The organism is Streptomyces aureoversilis (genome assembly GCF_042657885.1).
Taxonomy (GTDB): Bacteria; Actinomycetota; Actinomycetes; order Streptomycetales; family Streptomycetaceae; genus Streptomyces; species Streptomyces aureoversilis.
Genome location: NZ_JBHSKJ010000001.1, coordinates 576,066 through 592,563 on the forward strand (window position 1 = coordinate 576,066; position 16,498 = coordinate 592,563).

Here is a 16,498-nt window from a genome sequence, read left to right on the forward strand (position 1 = left end):
TGCAACACGGGAGTCGGTGGTGGAGCGGCGTCACGCCCGGCCGCGGGAGAAGACCGCGCAGCGCAGCTCGCTGGTATGGCGCTGCCCGCCGATGTCCAGCCACAACTGGTCCGGTGAGGGCAGCATCTCGGTGAATTCGACCGGGGATCCGGTGGCGGATCCGATGATGGATCCGGTGGCGCACCCGGTGGCGGACCCGGTCTTCCGGGCGAGCCGGAAGAGCTGCCGTACGAGCAGGGGCGACCTCCAGTCCACGTATACGGGCTTCGGCTCGCCCGGGATCTTCGCGAAGCCCACCTCCGGCAGGCCGAGGTCGCGGCGGAGCCGGCGGCCTGCGGTGAACTCGGCGGCGTCCCCGTTCGCCCGGTGCACACCGGGGCTCCAGCCGCGGAAGGCCTGCGCGGGGATCCGCCAGCGCTCCCGGTGCAGGACGACGCGGCCGCAGCGGATCCTGGGCAGGTGGTCGTGGTCGGCGGCGCGCAGTCCGATGCCGCCGAAGTGGCGGGGGAAGGCGAACGTCGACAGCGGGTCCTGGCGGATGCTGGGCCCGCCGGCGAGCGGGGCGAGCAGCTTCAGCCGCTTCCCGGTGCCGTGGGCGCGCAGTTCGACCCGGCCGGCCCGCGCCGTGACGTACAGCTGCCGGGGCTGGAGCACCTGGTCCCGGCTCTTCGGGGACAGGCCGTAGACCTCCAGGTCGGGGCACGGGTGGAGGAGCTGGGCCCCGGTCTTGTCCGGGTGGGAACGGGCGAGGTCGACGAGTTCCTCGTCCTCGTCCAGGAGGCCCAGGTACCGGGAGTGGACCTCGGCGAGCACCTCCGGAGCCTCGGCCTCGATCAGCGGGGCGAAGCTGGAGTGGGTCAGGACCTCCCGGACCGCGTGGCAGTCGCCGACGACGGCGAGGAAGTCCCCGCGGGCGATCGCCCCGGTGTCCGCGGCGGCGAGCATCACGTCGGGGTTGCACAGGGCGGGCGGCGCCGCCGGGTACCTGCCGATCAGCTCTTCGATGCGCTCGCGCTCCACCACCACCTCGTGCACCCCGTACGCGCGGTCGGTATCGCTGTCGGTTTCGCCTCGGAGCAGGAGCGCGGTGAACTCGCGGTCCAGGGCCGAGAGTTCCCGGTCGACGTCCTCGCACTCCCGCGCGAGGGCCGGCTTGTCGGCGTAGAAGGCGGCGTAGAAGTGCTGAAGGGGGACGGGCACGCCGGTCCCGAAGCGCGCCTCGACCCAGCGGCGCAGGATCTCCTGCTCGCGGCGGATCCGCAGGCGCGGTGCCAGGAGGGCCGTCTCGTAGACGAGGGACAGTTCGCGGCTGATGACGTCGGCGACGTCCCGGCCGAACCGCAGGCCCCCGACCGGGCTGTACGCCTCTTCGTAGAGGATGCCGCGGTCGGCGTAGTGCATGCCGTCGGCGCGGTTGGCCGCCGTCCCGGTGACCTCCTGGAAAGTCTCCTTCATTGCGGCGAGCAGCGGTGCGCGCGCTTCGGCGGGAGCGCCCGCGAACTCACTCAGCTGTGCCCGGAGCCGGTGGACCGTGGCCAGGTCGGACGATTGGACCGTGGCCGGGTCGGACGATCCGGCTCCGGGTGAGGGCACACGGCGCAGGTGGCCTTCGAGTACGTGCAGCGGATCCGCCGAGCCGATGGGGATCTCCCAGCGGCCGACGAGCAAATCCTTGCCGGTCAGTTCGTCGAGGGCGGCGTCGAAGGCACAGTCCGGCCCGGACGCACCGAAGCGCGCCGCCCATGCGGCGCGCAGCTGGGCGACCGTGTGCTCGCCGTCGCACCGCTCCCACAGCCACAACCGTCCCGGGTCGAGGGTGCCGGTGGTGACGGCGACGAAGCGCCAGTCGCCCGGCATGCCGGTGGTGGTCTCGAACGCGTACAAGGAGATGTCCGCGCCGTCGGCGAAGGCGAGGGGACGGCGCCGGGGCCGTACCTCTTCGGACACCTCCGGCCGCCGGCTGAACGCCTCGGCCAGTTTCTCCCCCGCCCAGTGGCTCAGGAACGCGGTCCGCCGCAGGGGGCGTTCGGTCCAGGAGACGCCGTCGGCGTCCGGGGCGAGGCGGGCCACGGACAGGGGGCCGAAGTGGGAGTGGGTCTCGTTCTTCGTGGCGACCCGCTGGAGATACATCGTCAGCAGGTCCGTCATGCGCCGGACGTGGCCGTCCGAACCGCCCGCGCCCCCGTCGATCCAGGCTTCGAACTCCGCGAAGCGCGCGTCGTTCGACAGCAGGAGGACCTGTTTCAGGGCCGGGTCGCGGAACAGTCCGGCGACGTGGCGCCGAGCGTCGGCGAGCCGGGTGACGACACCGTCCTCGAAGGCCCTCCACATGCGGTCCAGGAGCAGTGCCGCAGACTGGTAGCCCTCGACGGCCTCCATGGCCGGCGCGGGGAGGCAAGCACCGAGCCGCGCGAGGGCCTCGTCGCGAAAGGGGCGCATCATCCCCACACCGGAGGCCAGATCGCCCTCGCGCCCGGCGCGCGCAGCCCTGAGCTCTGCCTTGACCTGCTGCGCGAGGCGGCACACCGCGTCGTGGTGGGTGAGGAGCGCGTCGGCCCCCTCGGCGGCCGCAGGGTCGGCGAGCGGCTGCAGGAGGGAGACCGGGAATCCGGCGTGGCGCAGCAGCGCGACCGGGACGAGCGACCACGCCCGGCCGTCCCGGCCGGGCTGAGCACCGCCGCCTTCACCGTACGGGGTAATGATCCTTTCGGTCCCGTTGCTGCCCAACTGGCGCCCCCTGGGTAACCGTGCCGTAATTGAGCGGAAACGCCACCCTAGTCAAAGCAATGGTGAGGCTTCAACGACATACGTGGACACGCCATCGACTTCCGGCCATGCACGCACGGGTTACCCTGCCTCCGGCACCCGCATGGCGACTGGGTGCCGGTGAGTGCCGGTGCGGCCTCAACGCCTGTCATGCAAGGAGTTATGCGCATCGCGTGTGCCATGCGCGCATGCAGGCGCCCGGGAGCGCCCTGCGGGCGCCGTTGCCCCACATCTTCACGACCGTTGACCGACTTCTTTGAGCCACCTACGTTCGGGATAAGGCTCGGTCCAGGGGGCCGGGCCAGTCGCGGCTCTTGGGGGCGCAGGTGCACTGGTATGTGGATGTGCTCAAAAAATACGCGACATTCAGCGGACGGGCGAGCCGCCCCGAGTTCTGGATGTTCACCCTGATCAGCCTGGTCATCAGCATCGTGCTGGCCGTCATCGACACTCTGCTCGGCACGGGCATCATCATCGAAACCGTCTACGACGTCGCTGTGCTCCTCCCCAGCCTCGCTGTCAGCGTTCGGCGCCTGCATGACACCGAGCGGTCGGGCTGGTGGGTACTGATCGGCCTGATTCCGATCGTGGGCCTCATCGTCCTGATCGTGTTCTGGGCCATGGCCGGCAAACCGCAGGAGAACGCCTACGGACCGAACCCGCAGGAGGCTCCGGCTCGCTGACGCCGTGTCCTACGGGTGTACTTGCACCCTGGCTGCGTCGACACGACTCGGCACGCTGCCGGACCTGCAAGTACGCCCGGGCCCTGCGGGGGCATCAGGTCGGTGCGGGGCGTCCGTCGAGCCAGGGGGCAGCCGCGGCCAGGGCCTCGGACTCGTCCCGCTCGATCGGGCCGAATGCCCCGCGCTGCACGGCGAGGCCGAGGCAATCGGACCCGGCGCCTCCAAGGGGCGGATACGCCAGTTGATGGTCCAAGTCTCAAGATCGGCACCTCAGCCGTTGAGGATCCGTCCGACGCGAGTGCCCCCGACACGCAGGGCCCGGGGCGACAGCGCGCCGGGGCCTCGCGTGGGCGATCGTCATGGATCGCGCACCCCGTCTTGTGGCCCCGAACGTCAGTGATCCAGGGGGAGTTGGTCGCCGGTGGCACCGATCTCGAGGCGTCCGTAATCGGGGTGGTCCAGGCGGTGGTGGACGTAGATCTGGTCGGCCCAGGGCGGGTCGAAGGGGGTGAACGCCCGTAGGCCCAGGACGCGGCCGATCGGCCGGTCGGTGTGGGCGGTGTTGAAATCGGCGATCGCGGCGGCTTCGCCGATCTGCTCGATGGTTCCGGGCAGGTCGTCGAGGTAGCAGGTGACACGCGGCAGCAGGTGCTCGTGTGCCGGGCCGCGGAAGAGGCCCAGGGCGGTGTTCGTGGAGGAGCAGTAGTCCAGGTCCAGGCTGACGAAGCCGACCGGGTGATCGCGTAGCAGGTGGGCGTGGGTGTCGAGGTAGGCGGGCAGAGTTTCGGCGAGGTCGCCGATCACCAGCTCGGCCGTGCCCAGGCGGGCGCGCAACCGGTCGTGGTCCATGGTGTAGAAGCCGGGACCGAACAGGTAGGGCAGGTCCCGGGGATCCTTGGCGGCGGGCATGCCCGCACCGCTGTCGAAGCCGACCACCCGCACTGCCACGCCGGTGGCGGCGGCGTAGTACCGGGCGTGCTCGGCAAGGGCCAGCAGCCCGTTGCCGCCGGCCACTCCGAACTCCACCACCGTGACACCCCGGTGCCCCAGCCTGGCGGCCAGCTCGGTGGCACGGCGCACACCGTAGGCGTAGTGCGGCCGCTCGACCAGGCCGAACCGGTACGCCGCCGCGGCCCCGACTCCGGGCAGCTTCCGTAACAGCCGGTTGCGGGCGGCATGCCGGGTGCCGGACTTCGACCAGTCCCACAGCACATCGGCCACCCCGCCGGAGGGGCGGCGACCGAACGGATGACCCTTCTGCGCGGTCGTACGTGAACTCCTGCGCACCACGACGGTCCCCTCTGAGCGATGGACAACGATCAGCGGCAGCCTTCCCGCCTGTCCACCCCGCCCAATCCCCGCGGTGACCTCGGAGGGACTCGCTGAGCTGTTCCACCCGGCGGGTGGCTACAGCCTGCAGGACCGGTACGGGGGCGGACGCAGTAGCGAGCAGCAGCGCCAGGGCGGGGAGGCAGAACAGCAGGGAGCGGTAGGCGAAGAGGAGCCGGCCGAGGGAGAGGCCAGGAGGAGCAGCGGGGGCACGGCCGGCCCATGGGGACGTGGGGTCGGTCCATGCCCGGCGGGTTACTTGGGCGGTAGTCCGGCGGTGGCGTCCCAGGCGGCCTTCAGCCATTCGTCCAGGACTTCGTCGTCGAGGACTTCGCCCGCCACGTGCACCCAGCCGTTGGAGGTCCGGCCGCGGAATTCGAAGGGCCGCGCGCCGGGCTGGGCGAGGGCGTCGTCCATGTCGTCGGGGTCGACGCGTACGAGCAGGTCGTCCCCGAACACCCCGGCCACCGTGTTCCCCCGGTCCAGGAAACAGACCGCACCGAACATCTTCTTCTCCACGGCATCCAGGTCGGCTCGTTCCAGGTGCCGGCGGACCCTGTCCGCCAGCACCTCGTCGTAGGCCATCGGGTCAGCCGCCGAACTGCCAGAGGAACCACTGGTTCTCCCACGGGTCCTGGACGACCGCGACCGAGACCGGGCCCTTCTGGCGCTTGGGTGTCAGGACCTTGCCGCCGTTGCCCTCGACCGCGGCGATGGTGGCGTTGATGTCGTCGGTGCCCAGGAACGGCATCGCCTTGCCCGTCTTCCAGAACTTCGCCAGGTCACCCGAATCCGGGTTGCCCTCCCACATCAGGCCGACCTGCGCGCCGCCGTCACCGGTCCCCATGATCGGGTAACCGGGGATGTCGATGTCCACGCACCATCCGAAGGTCTCGGTGTAGAACTTCTGCGCCTCGCTGTGGGCCACCTGCGGCACCGTGATGTCCACCAGGTTGCAGGGATTTGCCTTCGCCATCGTTCTTTCCTTTCGATGTCCGATATAGATCATTTGCTCACGCTTTCGTGGCATCTTCACTTTAGCTCATCAGTACGGACGATCGTACCAATATGGAGGCAAAGGGTGGCCCAGGTCACATCGCGCATGCAGGAAGGCCCGCCGTCGACGCGTCGGCGGAACTCTGGTTCCTGCGCGTCGGCGGCGGGCCTGTCCGCAACCTGCTGTGAGCCCGGCTACGCGGGCGTCACCCCCAGTGCCTGCCTCAAAACCGTGAGGACCTGCTCGCGGTCCGCAGGCTCGGGCGCGGTCATCACCTGCAGGCACAGTCCGTTCATCAGCGGCGGAATGCACGCCGCGAGCACGGGCCCCACCGCCGGGGTCATCGCCTCGACGCTCTCCCGGGTCAGGCGCGAGGCCGCTTCCCGCAGGGCCGGGCGGCGCAGCGCGGCGAGATACAGCTCGAACTCCACGACCATCCCGGTCCGGCCCTCGCCCAAAGAAGCCATGACGGAATCCGCCAGCGCCTCGGCCAGCTGCTCGCGGGTGTCCTGTGCATGCTCGGCGGCCCACTGGCGAACGAAGCCGGCGAAGCGGTCGGCGGCGCGCTCGAGTGCGGCCTGGATGAGGGCTTCGCGGTCGGCGAAGTGGTAGGTCGTGGAGCTGAGCGAGACGTCGGCCCGCTCGGCGATCGCCCGGTGACTGAGGCCTTCCAGGCCGCGTTCTGCGATGAGCTCCTCCGCGACCTCGGCGATGCGCTCCCGGCGATTCGGGTCATGCCGGCGCGTACGGCGCGGCCGCCGCTCGGCCTCCTCTGTCACGATCGGAACCCCTTCCATGTATCAGTACGAACGTACGTAACATGAGGGTAGCTGGGGAAAGGCCCGCGTACGGCACCACCGCGTCCTGCTGCCGGATGCGGCCCAGCCGGTGTCCGGCCGGTGTGGTGTCGCCGTAGTGGCGGGCGAGGTCCCAGCCGCGGATGATGCGCCGTCGTCGGCGTCGACCGTTTGTTGAACGCCCGTTCCTAGCGTCCGTGGGGCAAACACCCCGGGCGCACCGCGTCCCGGGGCCACTCGAGGATTGAGGAAACGGGACCCATGCAGATGTCGACCACGAAGTCGCCCGCCAAGTCGCTCAAGGTGTCCCACATATGGGGCACCCTCGCCCTGGCCGCGCTCGGTGTCACCGCCCTGCCGGCGCCGGCGCAGGCGGCCGCGCAGGCCGGCCCGCTCGTCGGGCTCGCCGGCAAGTGCCTGGACGTCCGCGGCGGCGTCCGTGACAACGGCACCCCGGTCCAGCTCTACGGCTGCAACGGCACGGAGTCCCAGCAGTGGATGTACGTCGAGCAGCCCGGTGAGATCGGCGCCACGATGACCGCGTTCGGCAAGTGCCTGGACGTCGCGTCCAGCGGCACCGCCGACGGGACCCCCGTCCAGCTGTGGGACTGCAACGGCTCGGGTGCCCAGAAGTGGGTGCGCTATCAGGGTGACGTCCTGGTCAACCCGCAGTCCAACAAGTGCCTGGACGTGCGCGGCGGCAACACCAACGACGGCACTCCGGTCCAGATCTACAGCTGCAACTACACCGCGTCCCAGGTCTGGAAGTTCTCCGGCGGCGGCGACGGGAACCCGAATCCGATGCCGGACTCCACCTCGCTGCAGCGCCAGGTCTTCGACCTCGTCAACGACTACCGCGCGCAGCACGGCAAGACGCGCCTGGAGTACGACCCCGTCGTCGAGCGCGCCGCCCAGGACGCGGCCGACGAGCAGGCCCGGCGCCAGCAGCAGGGCCACTACATCAGCACGATGGATTCGCTCCGCAAGTACGGCTACTCGCGCCCGTTCAGCGAGGTCGCCGAGAACGCCGCGGGCGCCCGCGGCTTCTGGAAGGACGCCCGGTCGGTGGTCGACGCCTGGATCAAGGAGCCGCTGCACGAGCGGAACATCCTGGACGACCGGCACAAGTACACCGGCGTCGGCGTGACGATCGACCCGAACGGCACCTACTGGTGGGCGCAGGACTTCGTCGGCTGACCCGCCGCACCCCCGGCCCGGCGGCGACGACGCACATTCGCCTGCAACCGGTAGGCGCGGGCGGGGCGCCTGACGGAGCCGGCCGTCGGCGCCGGGCGGCGCACCGGTGATCACGTCCGCCGGGAGGTTGGCGATCGGCTCGAACAGCACGGCACCCACCTCCAACTCGTCCCCGTGCGCGGCGAGTTCCTCGGGGCGCAGTCCGGCCCGGCCGAGCGTAGGCGCTGTCGGATCACAAGCCAGGGCATCGCCCGCGGTTTGCGATCCGCAAGTCTGCCGAACCAGCCGATCGAGGAGTGAAACGGGACATCCGTCGAACAGACACGGGGTCGTGCGGCCATGCCGCGTCACTCTGGTGCGGCAGGTCACGCCCTGTCCCTCTAGGAGGTGCGGATGATCGTCCTCGGTCTCGTCGGCCGCCCTGATGTCCCCGGCTGTCACGACGGTGCCGTCTGTCTCGCCGTCGACGGCAAGGTGGTCGGTGCGCTGGAGCAGGAACGCGTCAGCCGCCGGCGGCACGCCCCGGGTGAGGGCCCGGAGGATGCCGTGCGCGTGCTGCTGGACGCGTTCGGCGTGCATCCACGTGAGATCCAGGCGATCGGCTACGCGTGGGCGGACGCCCCACCCGGCACCCCGGTCACCGAGGCGCCCGGCATCCCCTGCGGGGTGCACGTCACCGACGCCCTGACCGAGACGATCCTGCCGAACCTCGCCTCCCGTCTGGGCACGCGTGATATCACTTTCTTCGACCACCACCTGTGCCATGCCGCGGGTGCCTATTTCCTCAACCCCTACGCGACGGCGGACATCCTGGTCGCCGACGGCTGGGGCGGCGACGGCTCGACCTCGCTGTTCCACGTCGACCACGGCCGCTTCCGGCTGCTGGAGCGCTACGACAAGTGCTGGTCGCTGGGCATGTTCTACGGCGCGGCGGCAGCGTACGCGAAGCTGGGCTGGTGGGGCGCGGGCAAGCTGATGGGGCTGAGCTCCTACGGCCGCACCAGCGACATGCGGTTCATCTCCTTCGACGCCGCGACCGGCGGCTTCTCCCTCGACCGGCGGCTGCGCGGCGATCTGGCAGGCGGCCCGAGCTGGGAGAAGCTGGGCAAGCAGTGGCTCGCCGCCTTCGAGGAGAACGTGTTCCCGTACACGGACTCCTCGGCCAACGCCTTCGACTACGCGCCGTTCGCCGCCGACGCCCAGCTGACCGTGGAGGAGGCCGGACTCGCCCTGGCCGCCCGGGCCCGGCGGCTGTCCGGCGAGGACACCCTGCTGCTGTCGGGCGGCGTCGCGCTCAACGCGCACATGAACCGCAGGATCGCGCTGGAGAGCGGCTACGCCAGGGTCTCCGGCACGGTCGCGCCCAACGACGGGGGGACCGTCTTCGGCGCCGCGCTGCTCGCGGAGGCGCTGTTCGGCACCATGCCCGCGCCGTTGCCCGCCGAGGCGGGACAGCCCGTCTTCTTCGGGCCGCCGGTGCCGGCCCGGGCGGTCGAGAAGGCCCTGGAGCGTGCGGGCTGCACCGCCGTCGCCCTGGAGCAGGACCGGCTGCTGGCCGAGGTCGCGGCCGCGATCGCGCAGGGTGAGGTGGTCGCCTGGTTCGACGGCCCGAACGAGTTCGGTCCCCGGGCGCTGGGCGCCCGCAGCCTGCTCGCCTCGCCCCGGCACCGTACGACGCTGGACCGCATCAACCGGGTCAAGGGGCGCGAGCCCTGGCGGCCCGCCGCCCTCTCGCTGACCGCGCAGGGCTTCCGCGCGCTGGACATGGAGCCCCCGGTCCAGGGGCTGAGCGACTACATGCTCAACATGCACCTGGTGGGCCGCGAGCGGATCGAGCGCGCGCCGGCGGGAGTGCACGTGGACCGTACGACCCGGGCACAGCTCGTCCCCGACGCGGACACCGGGTTCGGGGCGCTGCTCGCCGCTGTGGCCGAGGAGACCGGACTGCCCGGGGTCGTCAACACCTCGCTCAACATCAAGGGGGAGCCGATGGTGCTCACACCCGAGCAGGGGGTGGACCTCATGGTGGCGAGCCCGGACATCGATCTGCTCGCCATGCCGCCCTATCTGGTCAGGCGTTCGTGACGGGGACGGTCGCGACAGCCACCGTGCTCGACGGCCTGCGCGCGCACGGCAACGACTACTCCGGGGCCGAGCGGGCCTTCCGCGCCCGCACCGGTCTCGCCCTGACCGGTCTCGCCTCGACCGGTCCGGACCTGACCGGCCCCCTCGACCGTATGCCGGAGGGGATCTCGGAACCGGTCTCGGTCGTCGTCGCCACGTACAACGGCGCCCGGTCGCTGGCCGGAACGCTGGCCGGGCTGGAGGCCCAGCTCTGGCGCGGCTTCGAGGTGGTGGTCGTCGACGACGGCTCCGACCCGCCCGTGCTCCAAGTGGTGCTCGACGCGGGCCTCGCGGTGCCGGTGACGGTCGTCCGCAACCCTGTAGGCATGGGCGCGGGGGCGGCCCGCAATGTCGGGCTGACCGTGGCCCGGGGCTCCACCGTGGTGTTCCTGGACGACGACATCCGGGTGTCACGGAACGCGATGGCACTGCTGGCGCTGCGGCAGCAGCACACCGAGGGCTGCATGTTCACGGGCTTCCGGGACAACACCGGCCCCGACGTCTTCTTCGCCCCGGACAGCCCGCACACACCGCGCATCGAACGGGACTGGAGGTGGCTGAGCGACCGGGGCGGTGACCGGTACTTGATGACCACCGCCGACCGGGATGTCCCGCACTGTGACCGGACGTCCTTCGAGCTCGTCGAGGAGAGCCGGTGCTTCAAGGACTTCGGACGCGGCCGGGTGATCGGCTTCTGGGACCTGCCCGGCATGGTCAGCAGCCACAGCCTCTGCGTCAAGCGTGCCGACGCCGTGGCCGTCGGCGGGTTCCCCGAGGAGTACGCCACCCGCTGGGGTGCGGAGGACCTGGCCTTCGGGGCCCTGATGGCGGCCAGTGGCATCTTGGTCGTGCCCGCGCTGGACTGGGTGGCCTTCCACCTGCGGCACGAAGGCCGGCGTGTGCCGCGGGCCGTCGAACGCGCCCGGCTGGAACAGGCCCTCGACCGCTACCGGAGCATGCTGGGAGAGCCGTTGGGGGAACGCCGCTTCCCCCGGCACCGGCTGCGGCGCGCCGCGGGTGCCGGCCGGCCGGGGGTCGAGTGCTACGAACTGGTGCCGTGAGCGCGGCGGGAGCCGGCGGCAGCCTCAGGAACGGGACGCCGCCCGCGCGTCGGCGAGGTCCTGCCCGATCATGGCCTCCGGCCCCTCGGCCGTCCGCCGCGCGTACAGATCGCTGTTGGCCTCCCGCTCCGGCGTGCCGCTGTAGGGGTAGGAATGCTCGAAGTGCAGACAGCTGATGCCCGTACCGGCTTCGGCCCAGGCCATGGTCACCGGAGTCCGAGAGGCGACCTTCACGAACAGGTCGTCGTCCTCGCCGCCCCAGCCGTAGTAGCGCCTGCAGTAGCCGCCGACCGCATCGAACAGCCGGCGCTCCAGCAGCATCGCGCCCCAGTGGAAGGGGGCCCGCCAGTCGCGCCGGTCACCGGAGTCCGGAGCAGGGCCCGGCGGCGGGTACATGACGGCGACATCGGTGACCGTGCCGCAGTGCAGCATGCTGCGCCGGACGATGACCTCGCCGGGGAGCGGACGCAGCACCCCTCCGGGGCCCGCGGTCACCGTGCAGTAGGGCCGGCCGTCGCGGCTCGGCCCGGGACGCAGGTCGACGACCGGGCCGTGCTCCGCATGCTCCCCAGCCCCGTCCAGCCGGTACATCCACGGCTGCGCCCAGGCGCCCTCGCGGTGCCGGGCGGCGGCGAGGGCCCGGGTCAGGTAGTCGCGCCCCAGCGGTGCCACGTCGGCGTCGGAGAGGTACAGCATCCGGCCGCGGGCCACAGCCGCCCCGGCGTTGCGCAGCAGCCCCGGCGCGCGCAACGAGGGAGCGGCGCGCACCAGCCGGGCACCGCCGGTGTCGCCGAGGGACAGGTCGCCCGCGGTGGCGATGATCACCTCGCAGGGCACGTCCTGGGCCAGCCACGCGGCGGTCACGGCGGGAATGCTCGTCCGCCCTCGGTGCTCTCCGTAGAGCGGAATGATCACGCTCACTTCAGTCGTGTACCCGGTCATTTCCGGAACGATAGATCCGCGGACCATTCCGCAGAACACGGCCGTGGGAATTTCGGCCAGCGCGCTCGGGAACCACCGGAGCCCACAGGAGAAAGCCATGCCTGCCCCCATGCCGAGAAGGGTCGGAAATTGCTGATATTCGCCGTGAAGCCGGCTCACGACGGAACGATCGCCGTCGTACGGGACCGCAAGCTGCTGTATTCGCTGGAGGCGGAGAAGGACTCCGGGAAGCGCTATTCCGCCCTCGGCGCCACGGGGCTGCTCCAAGCGGCCGAGCTGGCCGGGGACTTGCCCGATGTCATCGCGCTCGGCGGCTGGAACCAGGACCCGCCGGTCGCGTACCGCGTCGTCGGGGCGGGGTACACCGGGCCGCACGCCGTCGAGCAGCGGACCTCGCGCTTCTTCGGCAAGGAAGTCCGCTGGTTCTCGTCCTCCCACGAGCGCTCGCACATCATGGCGGCACTCGCCCTGGCGCCACCGGACGACGCGGAATTGCGCAGCGTTCTGGTGTGGGAGGGCGAGACGGGTGCTTTCTACCTCGTCGACCGGGACTGCCGCATCGTGCGCCACATTCCGGTGCTGGACGAGCCGGGCGGCCGCTACGCCTTCCTCTTCGCGCTCGCCGACCCCTCCTTCCCCGCGGAGGCCAGGGCACCCCGGCTGGGAGACGCGGGGAAGCTGATGGCGCTGGCCGCCTACGCCGATCCCGGCGACGCGGACCGGGAGACCACGGAGGCCGTCGACCGGATTCTCGCCCTGCCCACCGTCTACCCGCCGCCGAAGGACGCTTTCCGGGATTCCCCGCTGCACGACGCGGGCGTCGAGTCGCCCCGCACCAAGGCCGCGGCGGCGCTGCTCAGCAGCCGCCTGTTCAGGACTTTCGCCGACGCCGCCCGCGCGCACCTGCCCGCGGGGACGCCGTTGCTCGTCTCCGGCGGCTGCGGCCTGAACTGTGACTGGAACGCCATGTGGGCCGGGCTCGGCCACTTCTCCTCCGTGTTCGTGCCGCCTGTCGCCAACGACTCCGGCTCGGCGATCGGCACCGCCGCCGACGCCCTGGCACACTTCACCGGCGACCCGCGCATCGAGTGGGACGTCTACCGCGGCCTGGACTTCGTCCACGACACCGAGCCCGATCCCGCCGTGTGGCAGCGGTCCGCGCTGGACCACGGAGCGCTGGCGCGGGCCATCGGCGAGGGCGCGGTGGTGGCCTGGGTGCAGGGCCGCTGGGAGATCGGGCCGCGCGCCCTCGGCCACCGTTCACTGCTGGCCGAGCCGTTCCGGGAGAGCACCAGGGAACGGCTCAACGCCATCAAGAAGAGGGAGGGCTACCGGCCCATCGCGCCCTGCTGCCGCGCCGAGGACACCGACCGCCTCTTCCACGGCGGCTTCGAGGACCCGTACATGCTCTTCTTCCGCAAGGTGCGTTCGGCGGACCTGCGCGCGGTCACCCACGTCGACGGCTCCGCCCGGGTGCAGACCGTCACCCCGGACACCAACCCTGCCCTGCACACCCTGCTCTCGGCCTTCGCCGCGCAGTACGGCGCGGGGGTGCTGTGCAACACCTCGCTCAACTTCAACGGCCTCGGCTTCATCAACCGCATGTCCGATCTGACGCGGTACTGCCAGAAGCGGGGTGTGGACATCATGGTGGTGGGCGACCAGTGCTACCGGCGGCTGTGACGGCAACTGGGGCGGCGGGGGCGAAGGCAGGGGCGGGGGAGGGCCTGCGGGTGGCCCTGGTGGTCCGTGACTTCCGGCCGTCGTGGGACCAGGTGAGCAGATACGTCCTCAACGCGGGCCGGCAACTGGCGCGTGACGGCCACCGGGTCCATCTGCTCTCGGCCACCGGCGACTTCGGCGAGGCCGAACGACACGGTCTGCGGCCCGTCCCGCTCGCCGCCGGGCCCGAGGGGTACACCTACTTCACCCCCGCGCACGCCCACGCCGACCGGATCTACGAGACCCTGCGCGCGCTCGCCGCGGAATCCGGGCTGGACGCGGTGGAATTCCCCGACCGCGACGGCGAGGGACTGACGACGATCCGGGCCAAGCGGCTGCTCGGCGAGTTCCCGGACACCGCCCTGACCGTACGGGCGCACGCACCCGCCGCCCTGACCGGTCCCCTCAGCGGAGAACACCCGGGGGACACCGACCGGGCGATGGCCACGTACGCCGAGGAGTACTGCATCCGCCACGCCGATCTGGTGCTGCTCCCCTCGCATCGGGTCGCCGGATACGCCCGGTCCCTCAACGGCAGGTGCCGCTACAGCCCCTGCCCGCTGGCCCCCTCCGATCTCCTCACGCGGCCGCCGAGCGACGAACCGCTGCGGCAGGTGACGTTCGCGGGACCGGTCGGCACGCTGGGCGGAGCCGATGTGTTCCTGACCGCGGCCGCCCGGCTCGCCGAGTCCGACCCGGACGTCACCTTCACGCTGTTCGGCCGCAGGGCCGGCCGCCCGGGCGCGGGACTGCTCGGTGACCGGCACCTCGACCGGCTCGTGACCGGACCGCTGCGCGGACGCGTCACCTTCCTCGACCCCGCCGAAGCCCCCGACCGGGGGAGCCTGTGGCGGAACACGCGGCTGTGCGTGGTCCCCGCGCGCTGGGACAACCGCCCCTACGAGGCGCTGGAGGCGATGAGCCACGGCTGCCCGGTCGTGTGCGCCGCCGGCGGGGGCACCGCGGAACTGGTCACGGACGGGGTGTCCGGGCTCGTCACCCCGGCGGGCGATCCGGACGCGCTGGCCCGGCTGCTGGACCGGCTCACCGGCGCCGACGCGCACCTCCTGGACGCGACAGCCCGGCGGGCGTCCGCCGCTGTACGGTCCCACAGCGACCCCGCCTCCGCCGTGCGGATCCTCGCCGACGCCTACCGCGAAGCGCGCCGAGGCCCCCGCAAGGCGGGTGCGGCAGGCACCCCCGTCGTCTCGGTGGTGATCACCGTCTACAACAAGGGCCGGTGGCTGGCCGAGACCCTCGCCTCCGTCCGGGCGCAGACCCATCCCCGGACCGAGGTCGTCGTGGTCAACGACGGCTCCACCGATCCCGCGACGCGTGCCGCCTTCGACGCACTGACCGGAGTCATCAAGGTCGACAAGCGCAACGGCGGGCCCGGGTCGGCGTACAACGCGGGCATCGCCGCGGCGAGCGGCGAGTTCGTCCTCCCCCTCGACGGGGACGACCTGCTGGAGCCCGACTGCGTCGCCACCGCCCTGGCGGCCCTCCAACGGGCCCCCGAGCTGGGCCATGTCAGTTGCTATGTGCGGCACTTCGGGCTGGTGAACGCCATGGACGCGCCTCTGGGGACGGTTCCCGCCCTGATGCCCTTCCTCAGCACCGGCGGCAAACGCACCCGCCTCCTGCGGCGCTCGGCCCTGGCCGCCGTCGGCGGCTACGACGAGCGCCTTCCCACGCTCGACGACGTCGAACTGCTGATCCGGCTGGAGCGCTCCGGGCAGGAAGGGGACATCGTCCCGCGGGCCCTCTTCTCCTACCGGCGGCACGCCGAGTCGCTCACTTTCGCCTCCGCGGGCGAACAGTTCGTGGACGAGCACCAGTACATCCTCGCCAAACACGCCGACCTGCTGGCCGCCCAGGGGCCGGCCGCCTGTCACCACCTGCTGCACCTGTGGAAGAACGGCGTCGAGTTCAGCCCCTCGGCGCGCTGGCGCCGTGCCCGGCAGGAAGGAACCTCATGCCCGAAGTGACCGTGGCCATACCGCTGTACGGGGACCACCGGGGCCGCGCCGGGCTCGCCGCCGTCACCGGGGCCTGGCTGGCGCAGGACGTGCCCTGCGAAGTGGTCGTGGCGACCGCCGGGGACCTCGGCGTGGACCTCCCGGGGGCCCGGGTCGTCCGCGCCGACCCGGGCATCCGGTCGGCGGGCACGCTGCGCAACATCGCCGCCGCCGAAGCCCGGGCCCCCGTGCTGTGCCTGACGGACGCCGACGTCCTCCCGCTGGGCCGGGACTTCGTGCGGCGGGCCCTGCGGCTGGCGGACGGCGCCGCGTTCGCCCAGCCCTGGATGTACCGGCTGCCCGGCGGCGCCGCGGCCCTGGCGCGCACCGGCCTGCCGGAGCCCGTCGACATCCGGGTGACGGCCCCGGCCGGGCGGACCTGCTACGTCACGGCGGCTCCCGGCCCCGCTCTCGTCCCCTACGGGGGTGAGCGGATGGAGCGGGAACTGATCGGGGCGGGCTGCATGCGGGTGCCCACCCCGATGGTCTGGCCGCCACCGCCCGCGTACGACCCCGACCTGCCGTCGTGGATGCAACGCCAGGCGCCCTTCCACTGGGGCCAGCTCATGGTGCCGGCCGAGCGGTTCGCGGAGGTCGGGGGTTATTGCCCGGCCTACACGGGCTGGGGCTGCGAGGACGACGACCTGCTGGCGAAGACCGCCTCGCGCGTCCCGCTGGTCCGCGCCTGGATGACCGAGCCCTCCCTCACCTGCCTGCACCTGGAACATCCGCGCCACTATGTCGCCGGGCCGGAGTGGGGTGCCAACAAGGACCGCCTGCGGGAACGCCTGGCGGCGGGGCCGGCGGCGATGATCGAGGAGGACCTGCGCTCCGCGGCCCGGTTCCGCATTCCGTAGGGCTG

Annotated in this window: 13 protein-coding genes; 7 read left to right on the forward strand and 6 right to left on the reverse strand. The window is 71.8% G+C overall.

What is annotated here, in order from left to right; translation table 11 throughout:
* Positions 1-30: 30 nt before the first annotated feature.
* Positions 31-2,727 carry a lantibiotic dehydratase gene (locus tag ACFPP6_RS02415; protein WP_382036522.1) on the reverse strand — a complete coding sequence of 899 codons (2,697 nt, stop codon included), beginning with the start codon at positions 2,725-2,727 and terminating at the stop codon, positions 31-33.
* A gap of 365 nt (positions 2,728-3,092) precedes the next feature.
* On the opposite strand from ACFPP6_RS02415, the gene ACFPP6_RS02420 reads away from it, so the two are divergent.
* Positions 3,093-3,449 (forward strand): DUF805 domain-containing protein, encoded by a 357-nt coding sequence (locus tag ACFPP6_RS02420; RefSeq protein ID WP_382036525.1) that lies wholly within the window; start codon positions 3,093-3,095, stop codon positions 3,447-3,449.
* Positions 3,450-3,842: 393 nt separating this feature from the next.
* Here ACFPP6_RS02420 and ACFPP6_RS02425 read toward each other — a convergent pair whose 3' ends face one another.
* The 4 genes from ACFPP6_RS02425 to ACFPP6_RS02440 all read right to left on the reverse strand — a co-directional run bounded on the left by ACFPP6_RS02425 (position 3,843) and on the right by ACFPP6_RS02440 (position 6,554).
* Entirely contained in the window at positions 3,843-4,736 is an 894-nt protein-coding gene (locus ACFPP6_RS02425) for a hypothetical protein (protein ID WP_382036527.1), read from the reverse strand.
* Between the two features lie 297 nt (positions 4,737-5,033).
* Positions 5,034-5,363 (reverse strand): TfoX/Sxy family protein, encoded by a 330-nt coding sequence (locus ACFPP6_RS02430; protein WP_382036530.1) that lies wholly within the window; start codon positions 5,361-5,363, stop codon positions 5,034-5,036.
* 4 nt (positions 5,364-5,367) lie between these two features.
* Complete coding sequence (locus tag ACFPP6_RS02435) at positions 5,368-5,754, reverse strand: VOC family protein (RefSeq protein WP_382036532.1); 387 nt, start codon at positions 5,752-5,754, stop codon at positions 5,368-5,370.
* Positions 5,755-5,969: 215 nt separating this feature from the next.
* Positions 5,970-6,554 (reverse strand): TetR/AcrR family transcriptional regulator, encoded by a 585-nt coding sequence (locus ACFPP6_RS02440; RefSeq protein WP_382036534.1) that lies wholly within the window; start codon positions 6,552-6,554, stop codon positions 5,970-5,972.
* A 279-nt stretch (positions 6,555-6,833) separates the two neighbouring features.
* On the opposite strand from ACFPP6_RS02440, the gene ACFPP6_RS02445 reads away from it, so the two are divergent.
* From ACFPP6_RS02445 to ACFPP6_RS02455, 3 genes are all read left to right on the forward strand, one after another.
* Positions 6,834-7,769, forward strand: coding sequence for a CAP domain-containing protein (locus ACFPP6_RS02445; RefSeq protein ID WP_382036537.1), 936 nt, complete (start codon positions 6,834-6,836; stop codon positions 7,767-7,769).
* A gap of 393 nt (positions 7,770-8,162) precedes the next feature.
* Positions 8,163-9,854, forward strand: a complete 1,692-nt coding sequence (locus ACFPP6_RS02450) for a carbamoyltransferase C-terminal domain-containing protein (protein ID WP_382036540.1) — start codon at positions 8,163-8,165, stop codon at positions 9,852-9,854.
* Positions 9,851-10,954 carry a glycosyltransferase family 2 protein gene (locus ACFPP6_RS02455; RefSeq protein WP_382036542.1) on the forward strand — a complete coding sequence of 368 codons (1,104 nt, stop codon included), beginning with the start codon at positions 9,851-9,853 and terminating at the stop codon, positions 10,952-10,954. The genes ACFPP6_RS02450 and ACFPP6_RS02455 overlap by 4 nt, the downstream gene beginning before the upstream one ends.
* Before the next feature lie 24 nt (positions 10,955-10,978).
* Here the strand turns inward: ACFPP6_RS02455 and ACFPP6_RS02460 are convergent, their stop codons facing one another.
* Positions 10,979-11,896 (reverse strand): galactosyltransferase-related protein, encoded by a 918-nt coding sequence (locus ACFPP6_RS02460; RefSeq protein ID WP_382036545.1) that lies wholly within the window; start codon positions 11,894-11,896, stop codon positions 10,979-10,981.
* 144 nt (positions 11,897-12,040) lie between these two features.
* Between ACFPP6_RS02460 and ACFPP6_RS02465 the strand changes: the two genes are divergently transcribed.
* Genes ACFPP6_RS02465 through ACFPP6_RS02475 form a run of 3 tightly spaced genes read left to right on the forward strand, consistent with a single transcriptional unit; the run spans position 12,041 to position 16,493 of the window.
* Positions 12,041-13,579, forward strand: a complete 1,539-nt coding sequence (locus ACFPP6_RS02465; protein ID WP_382036548.1) for a carbamoyltransferase C-terminal domain-containing protein — start codon at positions 12,041-12,043, stop codon at positions 13,577-13,579.
* Positions 13,576-15,606 carry a glycosyltransferase gene (locus ACFPP6_RS02470; RefSeq protein ID WP_382036551.1) on the forward strand — a complete coding sequence of 677 codons (2,031 nt, stop codon included), beginning with the start codon at positions 13,576-13,578 and terminating at the stop codon, positions 15,604-15,606. Before ACFPP6_RS02465 ends, ACFPP6_RS02470 begins: the two co-directional genes overlap by 4 nt.
* Complete coding sequence (locus ACFPP6_RS02475) at positions 15,594-16,493, forward strand: galactosyltransferase-related protein (protein ID WP_382036553.1); 900 nt, start codon at positions 15,594-15,596, stop codon at positions 16,491-16,493. Before ACFPP6_RS02470 ends, ACFPP6_RS02475 begins: the two co-directional genes overlap by 13 nt.
* Positions 16,494-16,498 lie beyond the last annotated feature (5 nt).